Below are 22,675 nucleotides of genomic sequence, written 5' to 3' on the forward strand. Positions count from 1 at the left end.
CACGATGAGCGAATCGGCCGTGCTCCGCGTCGCGGGGCTGCCCATCCGGCTCTGGCTGGCGGCCTCCTCCCCCGACCTGTTCGCGTCCGTACGCGCGCTGAACCACGTCCATGACGACTACCTCCGGGAGGCGTCCGACCTCGCCGGACGGCTCGGGGACGAGGTGGTGCCGAGGCCGGAGCTGCCGGCCGCGGCACGGCGGGCGGTCCTCACCGTACGGCGCCGCCTGCACCAGGGCCAGGCCCTCACCGGCGACCAGGCCCGCCGCCTGCGCGAGATCGTGACGGCCCCGGGCCTGACCGCCCACCTGGACCGCGTGGCCTCGCTGTCCGCCGAGCTCCTGCGGCTGGAGGAGCAGGCCGGGGCCCAGGTCGAGAAGGAGCACGACCGCCTGCTGGCGGCACCATGGCACCTGCTCGGCTCCATGCCCGGCGGCCGGGCCTGCCTGCCCTCCGACGTGCTCGCGGACATCGAGCGGCGGCTGGCCCAAGGCGAGCCGTGGACCTCCAAGAAGCTGCGCAGGCGCAGCGACTACCTCTGGCGGATGATCGCCCGCGGCGCGGTCAAGACCACCCCCCGGACCTGGCTGGGCCAGGTGTCACTGGTGCCCGTGGCGGAACAGTCGCCCGGCCTCTCGGTGAACGGCCAGGTCGCCGTCGACTGGACGGAGAACGTGCACGCCAGGAGGCTGGAGCTGGCACGATCGGCCGCGGACCGGCTGCGCCGGGATCACCGGCTGTCGATGACGCCCCTGCACCGGGTGGAGGGCGACCGCCTCGCGGTCTGGACGGTCGATCAGGCCTCCGCCACGCCCGACCTGCTCGCCTACCGGCTGCGGCGGAGCCCCGCGCTCGACCGCATCGTCGAGGCCCTGCGATCCGGCGTCCGCCCGGTGTCCGCGCTGGAGCCCGGCTCGCCTCCGGGTCTCGTCGGCAAGCTCGTCCGGCTCGGCGTGCTCGAGGTCTCGGCGCCGCTGAGACAGCGGCGCGGCCGATGGGAGAAGACCTCCGGCTCGACCGCCTCCGACGCCGGTGCCGGGTTCGTCGACGTGTACCGGCGCGCCGACGGCGCCTTCACCGCCGACCTGGCGGCCCTGCAGCGGGCCTTCGAGCAGTACCGCAGGCTCGGCCTGCTGATCGGCGAGGACGAGCCCAGGCCGGAGAGCAGGCTCCGGGAACGGATCGGCCCGCGACCGCGCCCCGTCATGGACGTGTTCGCCGAGGAGCTGGCGGCCCGGACCGAGGAGGGAGAGCTGAACCACCGGGCTCTCCCGCAGAACGCCTGGCCACCGGCACACCGCCCCGGCTCCGGCTACGCGCGGCTGCTGGACCTGATGGCCGCGTCGCCGGACGCGGCACCCGTCATCGACATCACCCCGTCGATGCTCGACGCCGTCGGGGCACCGGACGCCCCGATCACCTGGCCGGTCGACTGCGTGGTCCGCCCGCTCCCCGGCGGCGGGTGGGTGCTGGACAACGCCGGCCCGGCCGCGGTCCTCGACGCGCGCTTCGTCGAGACGCTGCGGCGGCTGCACGGGACGGTGCCGGCCGCCGACGCCTACCGGGCGTTTCTCGCCGAGCTCGACCGAATCAGTGGCGTACCGTCAGTGGAGCTGCTGATTCCGCCGCTGGTACCGCAAGCTGCCAACGCGATCCGCAGGCCGAGGTACACCTCCCTCTGGACCGGCGACCCCGACCCCGGCCATTACGGCACGACGTGGCGTACCGGGGCGGCGCGGTACCTGCCGCTGGGAGAGCTCACCGCGCATCGTGAAGCGGATCGGGTCGTGATCTCCCACGCCGGGAGACCCGTACGGATCTGCACCCATGCGACGCGCAGCCCCCTGACGCCGTGGAGCGTGCTGACCCGGATCCTGTGCGCCGACTCCCAGCAGCATGCCCCCCGGTACCGCCGGTTGCGCTGCTCTCTCACCGCGTTCCCCGGACGCTCCTTCGTCCCCCGGATCACCGTGGCGGGATCGCTGGTGGTCTCCGCCGCGCAGTGGCGGATCGCCGCCGATCGGCTGGACCTCGCCGGCGGCGGAGACCTGGCCGGGCTCCGGGCGCTCAGCAGGCTTCGGGACCGGCTCGGGCTGCCCCGCTGGGTGTTCGTCGCCGGCCCGTCCGGATACCGCCCGCTGGCCTGCGACCTGGAAAGCGTGCGCGCGGTCCGGGTGTTCGAGCAGGCCCTGAAGGAGCTCGCGGCCGGGGACGAGCTCACCGTCACGGAGATGTTGCCCGCGGCCGACGACCTGAGCGTGTCGGACCACGGTACCGAGCGCGTGGCCGCGGAGGTCGCCGTTCGATTGCCCCACGCGGTGCCGCCCACAGAGCTGGCGGTCGCCGCGGCCCAGATTTCGGCCGGAACGACGTGACCGGCCGGATGCCCGAAACACCCCGTCAAGACAAGACAGAAAGGTGGCCAGCCATGTCCGAGAACACCACCCCCGAGCCCCAGGACATCCCCGAGCCCCAGGACGACGTCGAGGAACTGGTCGACGAGCTCGAGGTCCACAGCATTTCGGACCCCGCGTTCACCGACCCGTGCAGCGGAATGTGCACCGGGACCTGCTGAACCGCGATCGCCAGGGGCGCCGCGAACAGGCGGCGTCCTTGGCGATCCACATGTGAGCCGGCATCCGCTGAAAGGGCATCGTCGTGACATCGACCCACGTGCTCGAACGAGCCGCCGTGCAGGCGGTCGCCGAGACACTCCTTCGGGAATACGCCGTGCCGGCCGAGCCGGCGCAGAACAGGCCGGACTCCGGACCGGCCATCCTCGCCGCGCTGGCCGCCGGTCAGACTCGTCCGCCGGACGAGTCAGCCGCCTCCCGCGCCGTGGTCACGTGGCTGCGCGACTTCCGCAGCCCTCACTACCACCCGGGCCTTTTCGGCGGCGGCGCGTCGTCCAGGATGTTCGGCCTGCGGATCGCCGCCACGGCGTGGCCGCGGCTGAACGAGCCGCTGGCGAAACAGCGGGCCAGGCTCATCGAGTACGTGGCCGCCCCGCGCTGGCGGACCGCGAACGTCGGATGGGAGGACTACGACCTCATCGTGGGCCCGGCGGGCGTCCTCGTGGCGTTCGCCATCGATCCCGACATCGACGCCGCGGGCCGGGCACCGCTGATCGCCCGGCTGGCGCTGCTCTGCGAGGACGAGGCACTGTCCAGGTTGCGGGTGGGCCAGTACCAGGGCGAGAAGCTGCGCGGCTGGAACGTCGACCGCATCAATCTGGGCCTGGCCCACGGGCTGCCCGGCATCGTGACCGCCCTGCGCGCCGCCGCCGACGCCGACGGGCTGAGCGAGGAGCTGAACGACCTGCTGCGCCGGCTCGCGGGCCGGCTGGTGGCCGAATCCTACGTCGACGACAGAGGTGTGATCACCTGGCCGTTCGGGACCACCCGGCTGGACGGCCATCGCGCGCCCAAGGGAAACGGGCGGCGGCAGGCGTGGTGCTACGGCTGTCCCGGCAACGCCTGGACACTGTGGGAAGCCGCACGCGTGCTCGGCGACGACGACCTGGCCGCCTTCGCCCTCGAGTCGGCGCGATCGTTCCTGGCGGCGTACGACGATGACCTTTATCTGGACGACCTGGGCATCTGCCACGGGGCCGCCGGACTGATGCTCGTGTTCGACTCCTTCGCCCGATGCGCCGGGCTGCCGGAGGCGGCGAAACTCGCGGATCACCTGACGGACCACCTCATGGGCCGCCTCGACGAGCCCGCCGCGCTCGCGGAGACCGGCTGGTCATTGCTGATGGGCGCACCCGGGATGCTGTCCGCGCTGCTGACGAGGAGCGGAGGTGACCGGCGATGGCTGGCCGCACTGGGACTGAGGTGACCCACGGTCGCGGCGCGAGCGGCGTGCTGGAGGTGGTCCGCCTCCTGCCGCGCGTGTCGCTCCCGCTGACCGCTGCCCTGACCGCCGTCGTGCTCCTGCAGGCCCTGCTGAGCAGCGGATTCATGCTGGCCGGCGCCGCCGTCGTCGGAGACGTGGCAAGCCGTGCGGCAGGGGACGCGGGCCTCGCGCTGGATCTGGCCGTCTTCATCGCCATCTTCGTGGCGCGGCTGGCCCTCACGCCCGTCCTGGGGATGATCTCCGCCGAGCTGGCGCGGCGGCTCAACGCGACGCTCGGCCAGACGACCCTCGAAGGAGCGCTCCGCCCGGTCGGCATCGGTCATCTCAGCGATCCCGCGATCGCCGACCGCATCCAGCTCGCGCAGGGACTGGCGACGGGCTATCCGCCCGGCGACGCCGTGACGTCTCTCACGAGGCTCGCGACCAGCCGGTTGGGCGGGCTCGCCGCGGCGATCCTGCTCGCCACCGTCGAATGGTGGCTGCCGCTGCCGCTGGCCGCCGCCTGGATCACGCTGTCCCGATGGCGGCTGCGCGAGGTCAGGAAGGCCGTGGACGCCGAGGAAGAGTCGATGCCCGCGCTCCGGCAGGCCGCCTACGCCCGGGATCTCGCGATCGGCGACGCCGCGGCCAAGGAGGTCAGGGTCTTCGGCTTCCAGGACTGGCTGCACGACCGCTTCACCCGGGCCTGGCTCGTCGGCATGGACGCGCTGGCCGGGTCGGGCCGGCTGCTCAGCAGGACGGTGGGCCCGGTCGTGCTGGCGCTGTCCCATGCCGCCGTGTTCGCGTACCTGGCCTTCGCCGTGGCGGGCGGGCGGTTCGACGTGGAGTCGATCACCGTCGCCCTGCAGGCCATCGCGGCCATGGGCGCGCTGGGCTGGATCGGGGACATCCAGTGGATTCTGGCCCAGGCGAGCGCCACCGTGCCGCACGCCCTGGCGGTCGGCCGGCTCGGGGTGGAGGCCGAGCTCAGCCGGCCGGACACCGTCGCGCCGGACGAGCGGTGGCCCGCGCAGGGGATCCGGTTCGAGGACGTACGGTTCGGCTACCCCGACCGTCCGGTCCTGAAGGGCCTGGACCTGAGCATCCCGGCAGGTTCGTCACTGGCGATCGTCGGGATGAACGGCGCGGGCAAGAGCACGCTGATCAAGTTGCTGGCCCGGCTCTACGACCCCGTCTCCGGCCGGATCACGGTCGACGGCGTGGACCTGCGTACCCTCGACCCGCTCGCCTGGCGCCGCCAGCTGGCGATCGTCTTCCAGGACTTCGTCCGCTACGAGCTGTCCTTGCGGGACAACGTCGGATTCGGACGGCTCGACGCCGACCGCTCCAACGGCGCGTTCGACCGTGCCGCCAAGCTCTCCGGCCTCAACGACTTCCTGCCCAGGCTCCCGGCGGGGTGGGACACCCCGCTCAGCCGCAGGTTCGAGGGCGGCACCGACCTGTCCGGCGGCCAGTGGCAGCGCGTCGCGCTGGCCCGCGCGCTGTTCGCGGTCGAGCACGGCGCCCGCGTGCTCATCCTCGACGAGCCGACCGCCAACCTCGACGTGCGCGCCGAGGCCGAGATCTACCAGCACTTCCTGGAGATCACCCGCGGGCTCACCACGATCCTGGTGTCCCACCGGTTCGCCACGGTACGGCTGGCGGACCGGATCTGCGTGATCGACGGCGGCGAGGTCATCGAGTACGGCTCGCACGAGGAGCTGATGGCGCTCGACGGGCGGTACGCCCACCTGTTCACCCTGCAGAGCGCGCCGTTCAGGGAGGCCCGCCATGTCTGACCGAACCTCCCCGCGCGTCGCCGTCCGGGCCATGGCCCTGCTGATCGGGGCCGCCTTCAAGGCCGACGCCCCCAGGGCCGCCCTCGTCCTCGGGCTCGCGCCCGTGGTCGGCGCCGTCGCCGCCGTGACGGCGGTCGGCCTGCAGCGCATGGTGAACTCCGCGGTCGAGGCGGACCTGCCCGGCATGCTGACCGCCGCCCTCATCCTGGCGGGCGCGCTCGTCGCCGGCCAGGTCGCGGGCACGGTCGCCGCGGACCTGCGCATCCGGCTGCAGCAGCGGGTCGGGCTCCTGCTCGACCAGCGCATCATGGCGATGACCAGCGGGCTGCCGCACCTGGACCACCACGAGTACCCGCCCTATCAGGACCAGCTCGAACTGCTCCGCAGCCACCGCACCTCGCTCGGCTCGGCCTTCGGGGCCCTGGTGGAGAACCTGCGGGCGATCGTCGCCTTCGGCTCCACCGTCGCGCTGCTGATGAGCGTCCGCCCGGAGTTCCTCCTCCTGCTGCTCCTGGCCCTGCCCACAGTGCTCGCCGTACGGCGCGGCGAGCAGGCCGCCGCCAGGGCGGAGGAGACGACCGTGGCCCCGGCGCGGCTGCGGCAGGGGCTGTTCACGACCGCCTGCTCCCCGAGTGCGGCCAAGGAGCTGCGGGTCTTCGGCCTGCAGGAGGAGATCGCCGGCCGCCACCGCGCCCTGTGGGAGCAGGTCGACAGGCCCCGGCGGCAGGCGGAGGCCCGTACGGCCGTGTGGACCTCCGTCGGCTGGCTGATCTTCGGCGCGGGCTTCGCCGGCGCGCTCTACCTCGTCGTCACGGCGGCGGTGCGGGGTCAGGCGAGCCCCGGTGACGTCGTCCTCACCATCGCGCTGGGCGGCCAGCTGACCGGCAGCGTCTCCGGGTTGATCCAGATGCTCACCTGGATGCAGAAGACGCTGCGCGCCATGGGCTACTACCTGTGGCTGGACGACCACGCCAGGGCCCGCATCCGGCCGCGGGAGGCGGGCGCCCCCGCGCCCTCCGCCGGCTCCGACCTCGTCCTGGAGAACGTCTCCTTCAGCTATCCGGACGCCGCCCGGCCGGTGTTGCGGGACGTGTCGCTGCGGCTTCCCGCCGGCCGCACCGTGGCCGTCGTCGGCGAGAACGGCGCCGGGAAGACGACGCTGGTCAAGCTTTTGTGCCGGCTGTACGACCCCACCGCGGGCCGGATCACGTACGGCGGGAGCGACCTGGCCGGCTACGACGTCCAGGCCTGGCGCGACCGGGTGACGGCCTGCTTCCAGGACTTCTGCCGCCTGGAGTTCCTGCTGCAGGAGTCGGCCGGCATCGGCGACCTGCCCCGCATCGACGACGAGCCCGCCGTCAGGGACGCCCTCGACCGCGCGGGCGGGTCCGGACTGCCCGGCCTGCTCCCCCATGGCCTGCGGACCCAGCTCGGCCCCACCTTCCCGGGCGGCACCGACCTGTCGGGCGGGCAGTGGCAGAAGGTCGCGCTGACCCGTTCGATGATGCGGGACGCGCCGATCCTCCGCGTCCTCGACGAGCCGGCCGCCAGCCTCGACCCGGCGAGCGAGTACGAGATCTTCCGGCGCTTCCAGATCGCCGCGAACCAGACGGAGAACGGCACGATCACGGTCTTCGTCTCCCACAGGTTCGCCACCGTGCGCACCGCCGACCTCATCGTGGTCCTGGACGGCGGCACGATCCGCGAGCTGGGCAGCCACGCGGAGCTCATGGCCCTGGACGGCCTGTACGCCACGCTCTACCGGCTGCACGCCAAGGGGTACGAGGAGACGAAGCCTTCGTGGACCGACGCCCTGGACAAGGACTTCGAGGACGCGCCCCCGGTGGCGGCCGAACTCTAGGAGTAGCGCTCGCACACCGTGAACGCCACACTCCTGGTGGCCTTCGACGGTGTCAGCAGGTGGAAGACGATCGTGTGCCGGCCCGGTTCGAAGGCTCCGAAGGGGTTGCGCCGGTTCTTGGTCGTGCCGGTCACCCAGTCCGTCTTCCAGCCCTCGTCCTGGCCGTCCACCACCCAGCGGTAGCCGTACTCCACCTGCCTGCCCGACGGGCCCCTGAGCGAGGCGACCGGGAAGAGGCTGGGCGACCAGCAGCCCTTCTCGGTCTGCAGGCCGTCCAGCGTCAGCGACACCAGGCGTACGGTCCCCGCCGGCGCGGCCGTGGTCTTCGTGGCCTTCGTGGGCTTGGGGGTCGGCCGGGCGCGGGAGACGGTGGGGGTGGAGGCGACCGTCCTGGTGGGACGCGCCTTCCTGACCGGCGCGCTGGGCGTCTTGGCGGGAGTTCTGGCAGGTTTCTTGGCCGACGCGCTGGGTGTGCCGGTGGCTCCCCGGCCCGCGGCCGAGGGTGAGGGCGCGGGTGTCGTCGCCACGCTGGGGGCGGCCGTCGTCGCCGGTGCGGGCATCCACATGATCGCCCCGGCCACCAGGGCCCCGGCCACCGCCAGTGCCCCGGCGCCCGCCAGCAGCGCTTTTCCGCGCGGGCGGCGGGCCACGGTGCCGTCCCGGCGGCTCGCGACCTCGCCCGTCGGGCCGGTGGGCGGGGCGCCGATGAGCCGGAGCAGGACGTCCTGCATGGCGGGCCGGGCGGCGGGGTCCTTGGCCAGGCAGGCCAGCACGATCGGACGCAGCGGACCCGGCAGGTCGCCCAGGTACGGCTGGTCGTGCAGGATGCGCCGGATCACCGCGGGCAGCGAGTCGTTGCCGAACGGAGGCGTCCCGGTGGCGGCGAACACCATCACCGACGCCCACGCGAACACATCCACCGCGGGACCGAGCGGGGCGCCCGCGAGCTGCTCGGGCGCCATGTACGCGGGCGTGCCGACGATACTGCTCGTCACGGTCAGCGAATGGCCGGCCGCGCGGGCGATCCCGAAGTCGATGACCCGCGGCCCGTCCCGGCCGAGCAGCACGTTCGCGGGCTTGAAGTCGCGATGCACCACCCCGGCCCGGTGGATCGCCGCCAGCGCGGTCGCGGTCGCCACCGCGAGCCGCTGCAGATCGGCGCCGAAGTGGCGACCGGCCTGATGGAGCGAGGGCCCCTCGACGTACTCGGTCACGATGTACGGCCGCCCGCCCAGCGAGGCGTCGAGCACCTGGGCGATGCAGAACGGCTCCACCCGGCGCGCCGCGTCGATCTCCTTGGCGAAGCGGTGGTCGTCGGCCAGGCCGTCCACCAGCACCTTCACCGCGACCCGCCGCCCGTCGGGCCCCTGCCCGAGGTAGACCACGCCCTGGCCGCCCACGCCCAGCCGCCCGAGCAGCCGGTACGGGCCCACGGCCGGGGGATCCTCCGGCAGGAGCGGGTTCATCACTCGGTCCCGACCGGGCAGATGGTGAACGAGAGCGCCCTGGACGCCGTCGCGGGCGAGGTGACGCGGAGCGTGATCTTGTGAGGGCCGTTCGACTTCACGAGCGGGCCGACGACCTGCATGGTGTGGGATTCGGCGATGACGGACTCGGAGCGCTCGACCACGCGTCCGTCCAGGATCCATTCGTAGTGGAACCTGGTGGCCAGCTTGGTCCCCTCGACCAGGCCGAAGGTGTTGGTCTGGCCGATCTGGCAGTCCTGGGTGTTGGCCTTCCTGGCGCCCATGGCCCGGATCCACACCACCCGGAAGGAGCCACCGCCCGACGAGGGTTTCGCCGACGCGGTCGTCGGCTTGGGAGCGGGCTGCGTCGGCTTCACGGTCTTCTTCACGGTCGGGGTCACCGGCTCCGACGGGCTCTTGCTCCTTTTCGGACGCTGGCGCGCTTTGGTCGAAGTCGAAGTCGAAGTCGAAGTCGAAGTCGAAGCGGGAGCCGGGGTCGAGGTCCGGGCCGGCGTCCCGGCGGAGGTCAACGCCAGTGCCTGCGTACTCGGCCGCTGTGGCTGGAACCGGACGTTCGTGGCCGCCCAGGCGACGGCGCCCGCGACCGCCAGCGCCCCCACGCCGGAGACGACCGCGATGACCGCCGTCCCCTTCCCGCGCCGCCGCCGTCGTCCCGGGACCGTGGACACACCATTGCCGCCGCCGGCCCCGGCCGGAGGCCCGGGGGCCTGTCCGCCCAGGAGCCACAGCAACACGTCCTGCATGCTCGGCCGGTGGGCCGGATCCTTGGCCAGGCACGCCAGGAGGATCGTGCGCAGCGGTTGCGGCAGGTCGCCGACCTGCGGCTCGTTGTGCAGGATGCGGTTGATCACCGCGGGCAGCGAGTCCTCGCCGAACGGAGGCGTCCCGGTGGCGGCGAACACCATCACCGACGCCCACGCGAACACGTCCACGGCCGGCCCGATCCGCTCACCGGCGAGCTGCTCGGGCGCCATGTACGCGGGCGTCCCCACGATGCTGCTGGTGGCCGTCGCCCCCGCTTCGACGGACCGGGCGATCCCGAAGTCGATCACCCGCGGCCCGCCCTGCCCGAGCAGCACGTTGGCGGGCTTGAAGTCGCGGTGGACGATGCCCGCCTGGTGGATGGCCGCCAGCGCGGTCGCGGTCGCCACCGCGAGCCGCTGCAGGTCGGCACCGACGTGACGACCTGCCTGCTGGAGCGAGGGCCCTTCGACGTACTCGGTCACGATGTACGGCCGCGGGCCCAGTGAGGCGTCGAGAACCTGGGCGATGCAGAACGGCTCCACCCGGCGCGCCGCGTCGATCTCCTTGGCGAACCGCTCGTCGGCGAGCCCTTCGCGCAGCACTTTGATCGCGACCGGGCGACCGTCGGGCCCCTGGCTCAGGTAGACCACCCCTTGGCCGCCCGCACCCAGCCGCCCGAACAGCCGGTAGGGCCCCACAGCCGTGGGATCGCCCTCCCGCAGAGGCTCGACGCGCGACATGGGACTCCTGTGACGACTGTAGGGGATCTTCGGCACCATAGCGGGAAATGTCAGACGCAGTGAGCCAGTCAGGTAAACCCGCGCGAGATCAGGCCACGGCGCCCGGCCCGCCGTCGGCACCATGATCCTCGAGTGCCTGCGCCCTTACAGCTCACGACGCCGGATAACCCGGCCGCTCGACCGCTCCCGCAGCATCCTGGCTAGGTGCCGGCCGAGGTGGGGGTGGGGGCGGTGGAGGAGCGGCGCAGGTCCGGGGTGGACGCGCCCACCGCGGCGACGGCGGCGAGGCAGAGCAGGCCGCCGCTGATCAGGGCCGCCGCCCCCGAGGTGGCGTCCGCGACAAGGCCTCCGCGCATGTTGCCGAGGTCGGGGCCGGCCTGCCCGACGATCTGTTCGGCGGCGCTGACCCGGCCGAGCAGCTCGTTCGGGGTGTGCAGCTGGACGATCGTGCTCCGGGACACCACGGAGACGGTGTCGGCGGCGCCGGCCAGGACGAGGAAGGCCAGCCCGGCCCACGGGTCGGTCGACACGCCGAACAGCGCGAGCGCCCCGCCCCACGTGGCGGATCCGGCGAGCATGACCAGGCCGGGCCGGGGCAGCCGGGTGAAGGTCCCGGAGAAGACGGAGGCCACGACGCCACCGACGGCTATAGCCGTGAGGAACAGCCCGAGCGTGCGCGGGTCGCCGCCGAACCGCTCCGCGTTGATCAAGGGGAACAGGCTGATCGGCATGGACAGCACAGTGGTGGCGAGGTCGGTGAGCAGGGCTCCGCGAACGACGGGAGTGCGGGACAGGAAGGCCAGGCCGTCCAGCACGCCGCGCAGTCCGGGGCGGGCGGGCGCGCCCTCGGGACTCATCCGCGGCAGACCGATCACGCCGTAGAAGGCGGCGACGAAGGTGAGCGTGTCGATCAGGTAGCAGCCGCCGACGCCCAGCGCGCCCACGATCAGCCCGCCCAGCGCGGGGCCCATCAGCATGGCGCCCTGGAAGGAGATGCGCCTCAGCGCCAGCCCGGCGGCCAGCTGGTGCTTGGGCAGGAGGTGCGCGATGAACGTACGCGAGGCCGGGCCTCCGACAGCGCCGAAGCAGGAATGCGCGACCACCAGCCCCAGGATCCCGGCGGGCGGGAGGGGCCCGAAGAAGCCCTGGAGCGTGAGAAGGAGCGAGCACACGGCATGCCCGATGGTCGTGATCAGGCAGAGCCTCCGGCGATCCACCCGGTCGACGAGCGAGCCGGCGAACAGCCCGAGCACCACGAGCGGGATCGCCTGCGCCAGGCCGACGGCGCCGGTCCACGCGGTGCTGCCGGTCATCTCCCAGACCTGGAACATCACCGCGACGATCGTCATCTGGCCGCCGAAACCGGACAGGGCCTGGCCGATCCATAACCGCCGGAACCGCGGCGACGACCGGAGCGGGGTCACGTCGAGCAGCGTGCTCCTCAGCCCCATTCGGGGTCCTGTGCCAGCTTCTCGGCGATCCGGTCGTGGAAGCTCCTGCGTTCGAGGGCCTGCTCGATGTCGGTGACGACCCGGGAGAGCGGATAGGGGAGCTCGGCCTCGAGGTCGGCGAGGGCGGCCTCGGTGGCCCGCCACTCCGCCGCCAGGCGGCCGACGACGTCGCGGGCGCGGTCGGTGAGCGTCACCTTCTTGCTGCGCGCGTCGTCGCCCGCGACGGTCTCGACCCAGCCGGCCTCGCGCATCGCGGCCACCTTCTGGCTGAGCGCGGAATGCGTCCGGTTGACCGACTCGGCCAGCTCGGTGATGGTCATCGGTCCGCGGGCGTGCAGCCGGAGCAGCTCCATCACGTAGCTCGGCTTGAGCCCCTCGATCCGCTCCTCGGCGTAGATCCGGGCGATGTCGGCGTCCATCGACGCCTGGAGCAGCCGCAGCGGGCGCCAGAGGCTCTGCCGGCTGGGGTCGAGCTCATGGGAATCGGCCATGAGCAAATCGTAACAGCACTTATATAAGCACTGTTAAATGTCAGGCGTGGCGCCGCACCCGTTCGTACGCGCACCTGGCCGACCGACCTGGCCGGAGGCGGCGGCGAGCGGTGGCCGGAGTGCAGCAAGGCGGCACGAACACGGGCGCGGTGCGAGGCGGACGCCGTCGGCGGGACAGATACCGCCCCACGTTCCGCCGCAGGATGACGGTGCTCGCCAGCACCGCCAAGGCGATGAGGAAGGCGCTTTCGGCCACTTTTCTCGCCTCCTTACAGCGACTGCTCTTCGCACGACACTCGGCGCAGAAGCTATATATCCGCCACAGGGCCACTACAGAGCTTCAGGCTCCCGGCCAGTTTCTGAGCAGGACGTCCAGCGCGTCCAGGGCCCTGGACCACGACACGTCCGCGCTGCGCGGGTTGGTGGCGAATCGGCCCGTCGTCTCCAGGGACACGTATCCATGGAAAGTGCCGCCCAGCAGCCGTATCGCGTCCGTCTGGTCGGGGTCCGACAGGTCGTAGCCGCGCAGGAGCGCCCGCGCCAGCTCCGAGTGCCGGCCCGCCGCGCTGGTGGCCGCCGCCACCGGGTCGAGTTCGAGCTGCGTCGCGGCGTACCTGCCCGGGTGCTCCTTCGCGTAGTCCCGGTAGGCGTTGGCGAAGGCCACCAGCGCCTCCTTGCCCGCCCGGCCGGCCAGCGCGGCGGCGACCCTGTCGGCGAGCTCCCCCATAGCCAGCTCCCGCACCCTGAACCGCAGGTCCTGCGCGTCCTTGACGTGCGCGTACAGGGCCGCGGGCTTGACCCCGAACCCGCGCGCGAGCGCCGAGACGGTCACATTCTGGAAGCCGATCTCGTCGGCCAAATCCGCCGCCGCGCTGGTCAGCCGCTCCGGGGTCACTCCCGCCCGCGCCATGCGCCCCACCTTTCTTACACCCTTTAAGTATTTGCATAATAGCCTTAAGAAGAGCTAGCCTCGCCGCCCATGAGACCAGTCACCGAGCGGGACATCCGCGCGTCGTTCATCAACTGCTCCAAGGGCGAGACCCAGCGCCTCAGCATGCCCAGGGACTTCACGCAGAGCCCCTGGGAAGACCTCGACTTCCTCGGGTGGCGAGATCCGGGCGCGCCCGAACGCGCCTACCTGGTGGCCGAACGCGACGGCTCCTTCGTCGGGATCGCGCTCCGGGTGACGTCCGGCACGTCGCGCGGCTTCACCTCGCGCAGCATGTGCTCGCTATGCCTGACCATGCACACCAGCGGCGGCGTCGCGCTGATGACCGCGCGCCGGACCGGCGAGGCCGGCCGTCAGGGCAACACGGTCGGGCAGTATCTGTGCACCGACCTCGACTGCTCCCTGTACGTACGCGGCAAGAAGAAGGCCGCCGGCGACGGGGCCATCGACGAGTCACTCAGCCTGCCGGAGAAGGTCGCCCGCACCCGGGCCAACCTGTTCGCCTTCCTGGCCAAGGTGTGACCGGCGGCGGTCGGTGTGCGTGGTGTGGACGGCGGGCCAGCCCGCGGAGGGGGCGGGCTCCTGGCACAGGCCGTTGAGGGTGGCGCGGATGACGCGTTCGGCCTGGAGGTCGAAGGCCCGGGCGTCGTCGACGCGGATCAGTCCGTCGATGAGCAGGACCGCGAGGCCGTGGATCGGCGCCCAGACGACGAACTCGGCCCCCGGGCGCGACGCCGCCGGGAGAGCGCCGAGGTTGGCGAGGCGGTCGAGCTCGGCCGTCAGGACGTCGTGCGGGTGGGGCGAGACCCGGGAGTCCGGGCCGGTCGCGCCGGCCCCGAAGACGAGGCGGGCCACGGCCGGATCCTCGACCGCCCAGTGCAGGTAGCCGCGACCGAGGGCGATCAGGCGCCGCAGAGGATCGGCGGTCTCGCCGACGGGCACCCGCGGACCGGCACCTGCACCGCTCAGCTCGCCGGCCTGTTCGCAGGCGTCCGCCAGGAGGTCGCCGAGGTGGGAGAGGATCCGTTCGGACAGGGCGCGGACGAGCGTGTCGCGCGAGGCGAAGTGGTGGTAGGCGGCGCTGGGGCTGACGCCGACCCGGGCGGAGGCCTCGCGTAGCGACCAGCCGTCGGCGCCGCGCTCGCGCACGAGCTCCTCGGCGGCGTCCAGGAGTGCCGCGCGCAGGTCGCCGTGGTGGTAACGCCCCTTCGCCATGAGCCGATCTTAACACCGATCAGATCCGTGTTACGCTGCGCGAAAAGCCATCTCAACACTGTTCAGATTGGAGTGGGTCATGTGCCCCACCGCGTCTTCGCCGTCCGCCGGACAGAGCGTCGTGCCGGACGTCCGGCAGAGCCCGCCGCCTATCGTGCGGGGCGAGCCGGTCGAGGTGGCCGACGGCGTGTACGTCATCCCGGACGGCCGCGTCGAGCTCGTCCCCAACGTGGGCATCGTCGTGGGCGAGCGGGCCGCGCTGGTGATCGACACCGGCATGGGACCCCGTAACGGCGCCCACGTCCTGGAGCAGGCCCGCCTCCTGGCCGGCGACCGGCGCCTGTACCTGACCGTCACCCACTTCCACCCCGAGCACGGCTTCGGCGCGCAGGCCTTCCAGGGGGCCGCGACCATCGTCTACAACGCCGCCCAGCGCGCCGAGCTGCGCCGCAAGGGCGCGGCCTACCTCGACATGTTCAAGGGGCTGAGCCCCGCCGTCGCGGCCGAGCTCCAGGACGTCACCCTCGTCGACCCCGACCTCGTCTACGACGGCGAGGCGGAGCTCGACCTCGGCGGCCGGACCGCGGTCCTGCGCACCGCCGGCCCGGCGCACACCGCCTCCGACCAGATCATCCTCGTCGACGACCGCATCCTCTTCGGCGGCGACCTGTTCGAGACCCGCATCTTCCCGATCACCCCGTACCTTCCGCCCCATGACGTCGACGTCGACGGCGCCCGCTGGATCGACGTCCTCGACCGGCTCATCGCCCTCTCCCCCGAGGTCGTCGTCCCCGGCCACGGCGAGGTGACCGACTCCTCCCTGCTCCACGACGTCCGCGACTACCTCGCCTACGTCCGCGCCGAGGCCGCCCGCCTGCGTGCCTCCGGCGCCACCGAGGAGGAGACCGCGGCGGCGATCGACCAGGCCGCCCGCGCCCGCTGGGCCACCTGGGAACGTCCCGAGTGGATCGGCTTCGCCGCCCGCGCCTTCTACCACGAGGCCGCCTCATAGCGCCTGGACCTGCGGCGACGCCGGGCACGGCGCACAGGCCATACTGACCGGGGTGGCGCATGCCGCACCTCGGTCGGGGCGTACGTGGGAAAGACTCGCAGGTCCGGTGGCTGGCGTGCCGCCCGCCAACCATACCGAGATCGCGTCAGGCGTCCTGGTGACCGTCGTCATCGTGATGCCCCTGATCCCGCTGCGCGTCACGCGCGGCCCGGACCGGCCCTGGTTCGCGATCGCCGATTCACACCCTTGTCGAACGCCCGCCGCCCCCGGCGCCGAAGCGGGCCTTGACCCCCGGGGGCAATGGCGCGGCAATCCCCCGCGAATAATGGTCGGCGGGACCGCCATAAAATCACTACATTACCGCCATACGAATTCAGCGGGACATCGGTTCATCTTCATCAGAGACCCGATAAGGGCGCCATAAATTCACCCAGAAAACCGCTCTGGCCTGGGATTATACGAGCGCCGGCGGTGTCTGGAAATGCGGGTCCGTCGAACGCGTCACCGCTTACCGAAGGGCGCGAAGGGTGCGACTCCGAATGCGATTTGAGCACCGATCCGAATGGCTGTCCAGACCCTTGTGGAGTGATTTCCGATCATCTACTGTCCAGGTGATCAAATCACTCACCCGCGCACTCGGGAGGCCCAATTGCGCCGATTAACGACCGCCGTCGCCCTTTCGGCGGTGCTGATCCCCTTCCTCTCTCCCGAGGCCTCCGCCTCCACCTCCACCGCTGCCGTCGCCGAGCCGCCCCCGGCCGAGGTTCAGGAGGTCGGCCCCGGTCAGTACTTCGCCGACTCCGGCACCTTCAAGATCGCCGAATCGGACGTGTCCTTCGCCGCGATCGGCCGCCGGCACGGCGTGGCCGCGGCCAACGGTGACCTGGCCCGGCCGCAGTCGGCCCCCGCCACCCGCCCCGAGCTGGCCGTCTTCGGGCCCGGCTGGCAAGGGGAGTTCCTCGGCGGGGCGATCAACCGGAAGCTGGAGGTCCAGAACGGCGCCGTCGTCGTCACGGACCTGGAAGAAGGGGGTTCGACCCGCTACGACCTGAAGAGCAGCGTCTCGCTGCCGGGCGGCGGCGGCATCAACACCTACGAGGACGCCACCGGCGCCAAGCTCACCGAGACGACCAAGTGGGACGCGACCGCCGGCGCGATGCGTACCACGATGGCCGAGGCGATCACGGTGGATGCGACCACCCAGGACGCCGGTGACGACACCTTCACCGACGCCAACGGCAACCCCGTCAGCGCGGCCGACCTCAAGTTCAACTACACCTGGGCGCAGCCGGCGGGCCTGCAGAGCACCGACACCTGGCGGGTGACCAGCGTCGGCACCACCGCGTACGGCAAGTCGACGGTCGGCTACGACACCCAGGGCCGCATCAGCACCATCAAGGAACCGGCCGGGGCCGAAGCCCCCGAGACCACCCTCGCGTTCACCTACGCCACGTCCACCACGGCCGGCACCTCCTCGCTCGGCGACTTCACGGGCCGGCTCAAGGAGGTCACGGTCACCCTCGGCACCGAGGCGCCGCAGACCGCGGCCCACTACGCGTACGACCTGTCCGGGCTGCTGCGCACGGTGTCCGACCCCAGCGACGGCACCACCCAGGCGACCTACGCCTACGACGAGATCGGCCGCCTGACGTCGATCGACTCGCGCAGCAACGGCGCGTGGCAGCTGAGCTTCCCGGCGGGCAGCGCGGTCCCCCAGGCGACCTCCGTCGACGCCGACCGGCCGACCGCCGACACGCCGATCGAGGGCTCGGGAGGGATCCCCAGCCCCGTGACCCCGGAGCCGCCGCCGGGCGACTTCATCCCGGGCGGCATCGACGGCACGCAGGCCTATCCGAAGTACTGCCCCACGGCCAAGGACTGGATGTGGTGGACCAAGATCGGCTGCATGGCCTACGCGGCGCACTACGGCTGGCACAGCCCGAGCTGGAAGCGGACCGCCAGCGGCTTCAAGGTCATGGGCATCAACCACGACCACTGCACGCAGGCTCCGGACCGCCCCAGCGGCTTCGACTACCGGCCGGCCTGTGACTCGCACGACTACGGGTACGGGCTGATCGGCAACACGTACAAGAAGTACAAGTACTACCTCGACCGCAGCCGCAAGGCCGACGTGGACAACAGGTTCTACATCACGCTGCGCGACAAGGTGTGCGGCGGTTACTTCATCCTGGTCCGCGGGGCCTGCCGGCGGATCGCCCTCGTCTACTGGGCCGCCGTCCGCGTCAAGGGCAACCCCAAGAACGGCGCGAACGCGACGTAACCACTCGCTGTGACCCCAGAGGCCGGACGGCGGGATCGATCGCCGTCCGGCCACCCCCTCATGTCGGCGTCGTCACCATGGAACTCTTCACGTAAGGCGCGATATGTCATGAAATTTCCGGTCTTATCCTGCGTCATCGTGGCATTCGCGGCCACGACGCTCGTGAGCGTGCCGGCCCACGCGGCCTCGGCCAACCTGGAGAAGCAAACCACCCAGCAGACCACCCAGCAGGTCACCGCGGCCGCACCGACGGTGGAGCCCGAGCTGCGCACCAAGCTGGCCGCCGGCGGCAAACTCCGGGTGAACGTGGTCACCAAGTCCCGGACCGACCTGCCGGACGCCTCCGCCAACGGCCAGGTCCTGCAGACCTCCTCCCGCTTCCCCATGGTCACCCTGCGCGTGGACGCGGCGGCCGTGGACCGGCTGTCCAAGCTCGCCAACGTGGTCAGCGTCACCGAGGACAAGCCCGTACCCCCGGTGCTGGCCCAGAGCATCCCCCTGATCGGCGGGGACCGCACCCGCGCCGCGGGCATGACCGGCGCCGGCAGCGTCGTCGCCGTCCTGGACACCGGCGTCGCCGTCAACCACCCCTTCCTGGGCAGCCGCGTCCTCGAGGAAGCCTGCTTCTCCCCCGTCGACGCCGACTACTCGGCCACCAGCCTGTGCCCCGACGGCAACGCCGAGCAGGAAGGACCCGGCGCGGCCGACACCGACACCGGCCCCTGCGCCGACGTCGCCCTCGACTGCGACCACGGCACCCACGTGGCCGGCATCGCCATCGGCAACGGCCAGAACGTCACCGGAGCCCCGCCCGCCGGCGTCGCCCCCGCCGCCGAACTCGTCGCCATCCAGGTCTTCAGCAAGTTCACCTCCGAGGACTTCTGCGGCGCCGGAGCGGCCCCCTGCGTGCTCAGTTTCACCAGCGCCCAGATCGCCGGCCTGGAGAAGGTCCTGGAGCTTCAGGAGGGCGGCACCCCCATCGTGGCCGCCAACCTCAGCCTCGGCAGCGGCCGCTACACCGCCGCCTGCGACAGCGACCCCCGCAAACCCGCCATCGACGCCCTCCTGGCCGCCGGCGTGGCCACCGTCATCGCCTCCGGCAACAACGGCTACGGCGACGGGATCAGCGCGCCGGCCTGCGTCTCCTCGGCCATCGCCGTCGGCAGCACCACCGACACGGACACCCCGTCCACGTTCAGCAACCGCGGCACTCTGCTGGACCTGTTCGCCCCGGGCACGGACATCGTCTCCTCCATTCCCGGCAACAAGTACGCCTCCATGAGCGGCACCTCCATGGCCGCCCCCCACGTCACCGGCGCCCTGGCCGTGATGCGCCAGGCCCAGCCCACCACCGCCGTCTCCCAGCTGGTGACCACCCTGAAGACCACCGGCAAGGTCATCACCTACACCGGCGCCACCACCCCCCGCATCCAGCTCGACACCGCCGTCCTCGGCAGCACCAACCCCACCCCGGACCCCGACGCGGACCCCTGGCCGCTGCCCAACTACACCAACGGGACCGACTACGCCATCCCCGACCACGGCTACGTGGAATCGAAGATCGTGGTCAACGACCTCATCGGCAGCGCACCCGCCAACATCGAGGTCTACATCGACATCCACCACACCTGGCGCGGCGAGATCAAGGCCGACCTGATCGCCCCGGACGGCAAGGTCTATCCGCTGCGGGCGCCCGCCCCCAACGACAGCGCCGACATCATCCACGAGACCTATCACATCAACGCCAGCGCCTCCCCGGTGAAGGGCACCTGGAAACTGCGCGCCCAGGACGTCGAATGGCTCGACACCGGCTACATCGACAGCTGGACCATCAGGCTGCCCTGCTTCGGCGCGTGGGACGACGTGCCCATCCCCGACCCCGGCAGCGCGGACTCCCAGATCGTGGTCGGCTGGCTCTCCGGCAACGCCCCCTCCAACGTGACCGTCTACGTCGAGATCAACCACACCTGGCGCGGTGACCTCAAGCTCGACCTGGTCGCCCCGGACGGCAAGGTCTACCCGCTACGGGCACCGGCACCCAAGGACGACGCCGACGTCCTGAACGAGACCTATCACGTCAACGCCAGCACATCACCAGCCAGCGGCAGCTGGAAACTCCGCGTCGAGGACGTCACATCCGGCGACAAGGGCTACATCAACGGATGGACGCTCACCCAGTGAAGGAACGCGGCGGCCCGCCGAGCCGCCGCGCACCCTCGACCAGCTCGGCGACGTCGGCGGCCGCCGCGAAGCCGAGCCGCAGGTAGCCGCCCGGAGCCTCCGCGGCGAAGTAGTCGCCGCCCGCGCTGATGACCACACCCCGCGCCCGCGCCGCCTCGACGGCGGCGTGGTCGTGGCCCGCGCTCATCCGCACCCACAGGTGCAGCCCTCCGGTGGGGATCTGCCCGGGCACCCAGCCGGGGACCTCGCGGGCGAGCGCGGTGACCAGCGCGGCGCAGCGTTCGCGCAGCGCGTGGGCCAGGGCGCGCAGGTGCCGGTCCCAGGCCGGGGTGCTGAGCAGCTCGACGGCCGCCTCCTGGAGGGGGCGCGCGATGAAGAAGTCGTCGACCCGCCGCATCGCGCGCAGCCGTTCCATCACCGGGCCCCTGGCGATGACCGCGCCGATGCGCAGGCTGGGCGAGGCGGGCTTGGTCAGGGAGCTCACGTGGACCACGGTGCCGTCGCGGTCGTCGGCGACGAGCGCGCGGGGCACCGGCGCGCCGTGCCCGAGGTGGCGCGCGAAGTCGTCCTCGACCAGGAAGGCGCCGGCCGCGCGGGCCACGTCGACCACCTGCCGGCGACGCTCGGGCGAGAGAACGGCGCCGGTCGGGTTGTGGAAGGTCGGCTGGCAATACAGCAGCCGGGCCCCGGTCGTGGCGAAGGCGTCGGCCAGCAGGTCGGGCCGGATGCCGTCGCCGTCCAGAGGCACGGGTACGGGGCGCAGCCCCGCCGCGCGGGCGGCCATCAGCGCGCCCGGATAGGTGGGCGATTCGACCAGGATCGGGCTGCCGGGCGCGGCGATGGCACGGAACACCATGGAAAGGGCGCTCTGCCCGCCGCTGGTGATCAGCACGTCGTCGGAGCCGACGTCGCCGCCGGCCTGTCTGGCGAAGATCGTACGCAACGGCGCCAGGCCGGCCACCGGCGCGCGATCCCACGCGTCCGGGCGGCGGGCCGCCCGCGCCAGGGCGGCGGCCAGCGCCTTGACGGGCTGCAGGGAGCTGTGCAGGTAGCCGCCGGCCATCGTGATGGCGCCGGGCGGCGGGCCGAGCAGCTCGCCCGCCGTCAGCGCGGGCATGCTGCGGTCAGCGAGCACGACCGTCTGCCAGGAGGTGTCCCCCACGCCGTCGGCGGACCGGTCGCGGCGCGCCGCGACGAAGGTGCCGCTGCCCGGCCGGGTCACCACCGCCCCCTCGGCGGCCAGCAGGGCGAAGGCACGCGTCACCGTCACGGGGCTCACTCCGTGGCGGCGCACCAGGTCGCGGGCGCTGGGCAGCCGGTCGCCCGCGGCCAGCCCGGCGATCTCCGCCCGCAGGCTCGTGGCGAGAGCCTCAGTAATGTTACTCTCGGACATGAGAGACAAGAGTAACGCTTTCCACTTTTCACCGGAAACGCTTCGATCCCTTCGAGCCGACACCCCGGGCTGCGAATCGGTGGTGCACTTCAACAACGCCGGCTGCGGCCTGCTGGCCAGGCCGGTGCTCGAGGCGATGCTCGCCCACCTGCGGCTCGAAGCGGCCATCGGCGGATACGAGGCGGCCGCGGCCCGGCAGGCGGAGGTCGGCGACTTCTACGCCGCGACGGCCGGGCTCCTCAACTGCTCCCCCGAGAACATCGCCTTCGCGGGGAGCGCGACCGACGCCTACACCAGGGCGCTGTCCGCCATCCCGTTCGAGCGCGGCGACGTCATTCTCACCACGCGCAACGACTTCATCTCCAACCAGATCGCCTTCCTGTCCCTGCGCAAGAGGTTCGGCGTCGAGATCGTGCACGCCCCGGACCACGCCGACGGCAGCGGCGTCGACGTCGAGGCGATGGCCGCGCTCATGCGCTCGCGGCGGCCCCGGCTGGTCGCCGTGACCCACGTGCCCACCAACTCCGGCCTGGTCCAGCCGGTCGCCGAGATCGGCCGCCACTGCCGTGAGCTGGAGCTGCTGTATCTCGTGGACGCCTGCCAGACGGTCGGCCAGTACGAGATCGACGTCGAGGAGATCGGCTGCGACCTGCTCACCGCCACGTGCCGCAAATTCCTGCGCGGCCCACGCGGCTCGGGCTTCCTCTACGTCTCCGACCGGGTCCTGCGCGCCGGCTACGAGCCGCTGTTCATCGACATGTACGGCGCCCGCTGGGTCGAGCCGGGGCGCTACCGCCCGGTCGAGACCGCCGCGCGCTTCGAGGACTGGGAGTTCCCCTACTCGGCCGTGATCGGCAGCGCGGTGGCCACCAGGTACGCCCTCCAGGTCGGCGTGCACCGCATCGCCGAGCGCACACCCGCGCTCGCGGCCCGGCTGCGTGACCGGCTGGCGGGCGTCCCCGGCGTCCGACTCCTCGATGGCGGCACGCGACCGGCGGCCCTGGTCACGTTCGAGATCGAAGGCTGGCAGCCGCAACCCTTCAAGGAGGCCATGGACGCGCGGGGGATCAACTCCGCCCTCAGCTTCCGCGAGTTCGCCCAGTACGACTTCGGCGACAAGGACGTGGAGTGGGCCCTTCGCCTGTCACCGCACTACTACAACACCGAGGAGGAGGTGGACCGGGTCGCCGCCGCGGTCGCCGAGCTCAGCCTCACCGCCGCCCGGCGGTGAGGCT

At 72.1% G+C, this 22,675-nt stretch carries 17 protein-coding genes; 10 read left to right on the forward strand and 7 right to left on the reverse strand.

The genetic code is table 11. From position 1 onward, the window contains the following. Window positions 1–4 precede the first annotated feature (4 nt). The 5 genes from ACWDRB_RS48435 (at window position 5) to ACWDRB_RS48455 (ending at window position 7,496) form a co-directional block, all read left to right on the forward strand. Window positions 5–2,374, forward strand: coding sequence for a lantibiotic dehydratase (locus ACWDRB_RS48435; RefSeq protein ID WP_449906072.1), 2,370 nt, complete (start codon window positions 5–7; stop codon window positions 2,372–2,374). Window positions 2,375–2,427: 53 nt separating this feature from the next. Further along, on the forward strand, window positions 2,428–2,574 hold the full coding sequence (locus tag ACWDRB_RS48440) for a hypothetical protein (protein WP_363982701.1): 147 nt from the start codon (window positions 2,428–2,430) through the stop codon (window positions 2,572–2,574). 83 nt (window positions 2,575–2,657) lie between these two features. Next, entirely contained in the window at window positions 2,658–3,839 is a 1,182-nt protein-coding gene (locus ACWDRB_RS48445) for a lanthionine synthetase LanC family protein (RefSeq protein ID WP_449906075.1), read from the forward strand. Further along, a complete protein-coding gene (locus tag ACWDRB_RS48450) occupies window positions 3,812–5,635 on the forward strand; it encodes an ABC transporter ATP-binding protein (protein WP_449906078.1) in 1,824 nt (607 codons plus the stop codon). The genes ACWDRB_RS48445 and ACWDRB_RS48450 overlap by 28 nt, the downstream gene beginning before the upstream one ends. Continuing rightward, the gene (locus ACWDRB_RS48455; RefSeq protein WP_449906080.1) at window positions 5,628–7,496 is read left to right on the forward strand and encodes an ABC transporter ATP-binding protein; all 1,869 of its coding nucleotides are present in this window, start codon (window positions 5,628–5,630) and stop codon (window positions 7,494–7,496) included. The genes ACWDRB_RS48450 and ACWDRB_RS48455 overlap by 8 nt, the downstream gene beginning before the upstream one ends. Here the strand turns inward: ACWDRB_RS48455 and ACWDRB_RS48460 are convergent. The 5 genes from ACWDRB_RS48460 to ACWDRB_RS48480 form a co-directional block, all read right to left on the reverse strand. Beyond that, the gene (locus ACWDRB_RS48460) at window positions 7,493–8,962 is read right to left on the reverse strand and encodes a protein kinase domain-containing protein (protein ID WP_449906083.1); all 1,470 of its coding nucleotides are present in this window, start codon (window positions 8,960–8,962) and stop codon (window positions 7,493–7,495) included. The genes ACWDRB_RS48455 and ACWDRB_RS48460 overlap by 4 nt on opposite strands. Continuing rightward, window positions 8,962–10,467 carry a serine/threonine-protein kinase gene (locus ACWDRB_RS48465; RefSeq protein ID WP_449906086.1) on the reverse strand — a complete coding sequence of 502 codons (1,506 nt, stop codon included), beginning with the start codon at window positions 10,465–10,467 and terminating at the stop codon, window positions 8,962–8,964. The genes ACWDRB_RS48460 and ACWDRB_RS48465 overlap by 1 nt, the downstream gene beginning before the upstream one ends. Window positions 10,468–10,667: 200 nt before the next feature. Next, a complete protein-coding gene (locus tag ACWDRB_RS48470; RefSeq protein ID WP_449906088.1) occupies window positions 10,668–11,918 on the reverse strand; it encodes an MFS transporter in 1,251 nt (416 codons plus the stop codon). Then, entirely contained in the window at window positions 11,909–12,409 is a 501-nt protein-coding gene (locus tag ACWDRB_RS48475; RefSeq protein WP_449906091.1) for a MarR family winged helix-turn-helix transcriptional regulator, read from the reverse strand. Before ACWDRB_RS48475 ends, ACWDRB_RS48470 begins: the two co-directional genes overlap by 10 nt. A gap of 340 nt (window positions 12,410–12,749) precedes the next feature. Then, entirely contained in the window at window positions 12,750–13,319 is a 570-nt protein-coding gene (locus ACWDRB_RS48480; RefSeq protein WP_449906094.1) for a TetR/AcrR family transcriptional regulator, read from the reverse strand. 69 nt (window positions 13,320–13,388) lie between these two features. Between ACWDRB_RS48480 and ACWDRB_RS48485 the strand changes: the two genes are divergently transcribed. Then, window positions 13,389–13,880 carry an FBP domain-containing protein gene (locus ACWDRB_RS48485; RefSeq protein ID WP_449906097.1) on the forward strand — a complete coding sequence of 164 codons (492 nt, stop codon included), beginning with the start codon at window positions 13,389–13,391 and terminating at the stop codon, window positions 13,878–13,880. On the opposite strand, the gene ACWDRB_RS48490 is transcribed toward ACWDRB_RS48485, so the two are convergent. Beyond that, window positions 13,812–14,573, reverse strand: coding sequence for a TetR/AcrR family transcriptional regulator (locus ACWDRB_RS48490; protein ID WP_449906099.1), 762 nt, complete (start codon window positions 14,571–14,573; stop codon window positions 13,812–13,814). The two genes, ACWDRB_RS48485 and ACWDRB_RS48490, sit on opposite strands and share 69 nt — an antisense overlap. A 79-nt stretch (window positions 14,574–14,652) precedes the next feature. Between ACWDRB_RS48490 and ACWDRB_RS48495 the strand changes: the two genes are divergently transcribed. The 3 genes from ACWDRB_RS48495 (at window position 14,653) to ACWDRB_RS48505 (ending at window position 20,047) form a co-directional block, all read left to right on the forward strand. Continuing rightward, the gene (locus ACWDRB_RS48495; protein WP_449906102.1) at window positions 14,653–15,585 is read left to right on the forward strand and encodes an MBL fold metallo-hydrolase; all 933 of its coding nucleotides are present in this window, start codon (window positions 14,653–14,655) and stop codon (window positions 15,583–15,585) included. Between the two features lie 649 nt (window positions 15,586–16,234). After that, window positions 16,235–17,866, forward strand: a complete 1,632-nt coding sequence (locus ACWDRB_RS48500; RefSeq protein ID WP_449906104.1) for a phospholipase A2 — start codon at window positions 16,235–16,237, stop codon at window positions 17,864–17,866. Between the two features lie 138 nt (window positions 17,867–18,004). Beyond that, complete coding sequence (locus ACWDRB_RS48505; RefSeq protein ID WP_449906106.1) at window positions 18,005–20,047, forward strand: S8 family serine peptidase; 2,043 nt, start codon at window positions 18,005–18,007, stop codon at window positions 20,045–20,047. Here the strand turns inward: ACWDRB_RS48505 and ACWDRB_RS48510 are convergent. After that, a complete protein-coding gene (locus ACWDRB_RS48510) occupies window positions 20,037–21,440 on the reverse strand; it encodes an aminotransferase-like domain-containing protein (RefSeq protein ID WP_449906109.1) in 1,404 nt (467 codons plus the stop codon). The genes ACWDRB_RS48505 and ACWDRB_RS48510 overlap by 11 nt on opposite strands. Before the next feature lie 82 nt (window positions 21,441–21,522). On the opposite strand from ACWDRB_RS48510, the gene ACWDRB_RS48515 reads away from it, so the two are divergent. Further along, entirely contained in the window at window positions 21,523–22,671 is a 1,149-nt protein-coding gene (locus tag ACWDRB_RS48515; protein ID WP_449906112.1) for an aminotransferase class V-fold PLP-dependent enzyme, read from the forward strand. Window positions 22,672–22,675 lie beyond the last annotated feature (4 nt).

The sequence above is a fragment of the Nonomuraea sp. NPDC003707 genome (genome assembly GCF_053587055.1).

What these genes read in the sequence shown, in the direction of transcription:
- ACWDRB_RS48470 (WP_449906088.1), bottom strand. Translation starts at nt 11,918, where the DNA reads ATGGGGCTGAGGAGCACGCTGCTCGACGTGACCCCGCTCCGGTCGTCG.
- ACWDRB_RS48450 (WP_449906078.1), top strand. Translation starts at nt 3,812, where the DNA reads ATGGCTGGCCGCACTGGGACTGAGGTGACCCACGGTCGCGGCGCGAGC.
- ACWDRB_RS48480 (WP_449906094.1), bottom strand. Translation starts at nt 13,319, where the DNA reads ATGGCGCGGGCGGGAGTGACCCCGGAGCGGCTGACCAGCGCGGCGGCG.
- ACWDRB_RS48455 (WP_449906080.1), top strand. Translation starts at nt 5,628, where the DNA reads ATGTCTGACCGAACCTCCCCGCGCGTCGCCGTCCGGGCCATGGCCCTG.
- ACWDRB_RS48475 (WP_449906091.1), bottom strand. Translation starts at nt 12,409, where the DNA reads ATGGCCGATTCCCATGAGCTCGACCCCAGCCGGCAGAGCCTCTGGCGC.
- ACWDRB_RS48510 (WP_449906109.1), bottom strand. Translation starts at nt 21,440, where the DNA reads ATGTCCGAGAGTAACATTACTGAGGCTCTCGCCACGAGCCTGCGGGCG.
- ACWDRB_RS48460 (WP_449906083.1), bottom strand. Translation starts at nt 8,962, where the DNA reads ATGAACCCGCTCCTGCCGGAGGATCCCCCGGCCGTGGGCCCGTACCGG.
- ACWDRB_RS48485 (WP_449906097.1), top strand. Translation starts at nt 13,389, where the DNA reads ATGAGACCAGTCACCGAGCGGGACATCCGCGCGTCGTTCATCAACTGC.
- ACWDRB_RS48435 (WP_449906072.1), top strand. Translation starts at nt 5, where the DNA reads ATGAGCGAATCGGCCGTGCTCCGCGTCGCGGGGCTGCCCATCCGGCTC.
- ACWDRB_RS48440 (WP_363982701.1), top strand. Translation starts at nt 2,428, where the DNA reads ATGTCCGAGAACACCACCCCCGAGCCCCAGGACATCCCCGAGCCCCAG.
- ACWDRB_RS48465 (WP_449906086.1), bottom strand. Translation starts at nt 10,467, where the DNA reads ATGTCGCGCGTCGAGCCTCTGCGGGAGGGCGATCCCACGGCTGTGGGG.
- ACWDRB_RS48495 (WP_449906102.1), top strand. Translation starts at nt 14,653, where the DNA reads ATGTGCCCCACCGCGTCTTCGCCGTCCGCCGGACAGAGCGTCGTGCCG.
- ACWDRB_RS48490 (WP_449906099.1), bottom strand. Translation starts at nt 14,573, where the DNA reads ATGGCGAAGGGGCGTTACCACCACGGCGACCTGCGCGCGGCACTCCTG.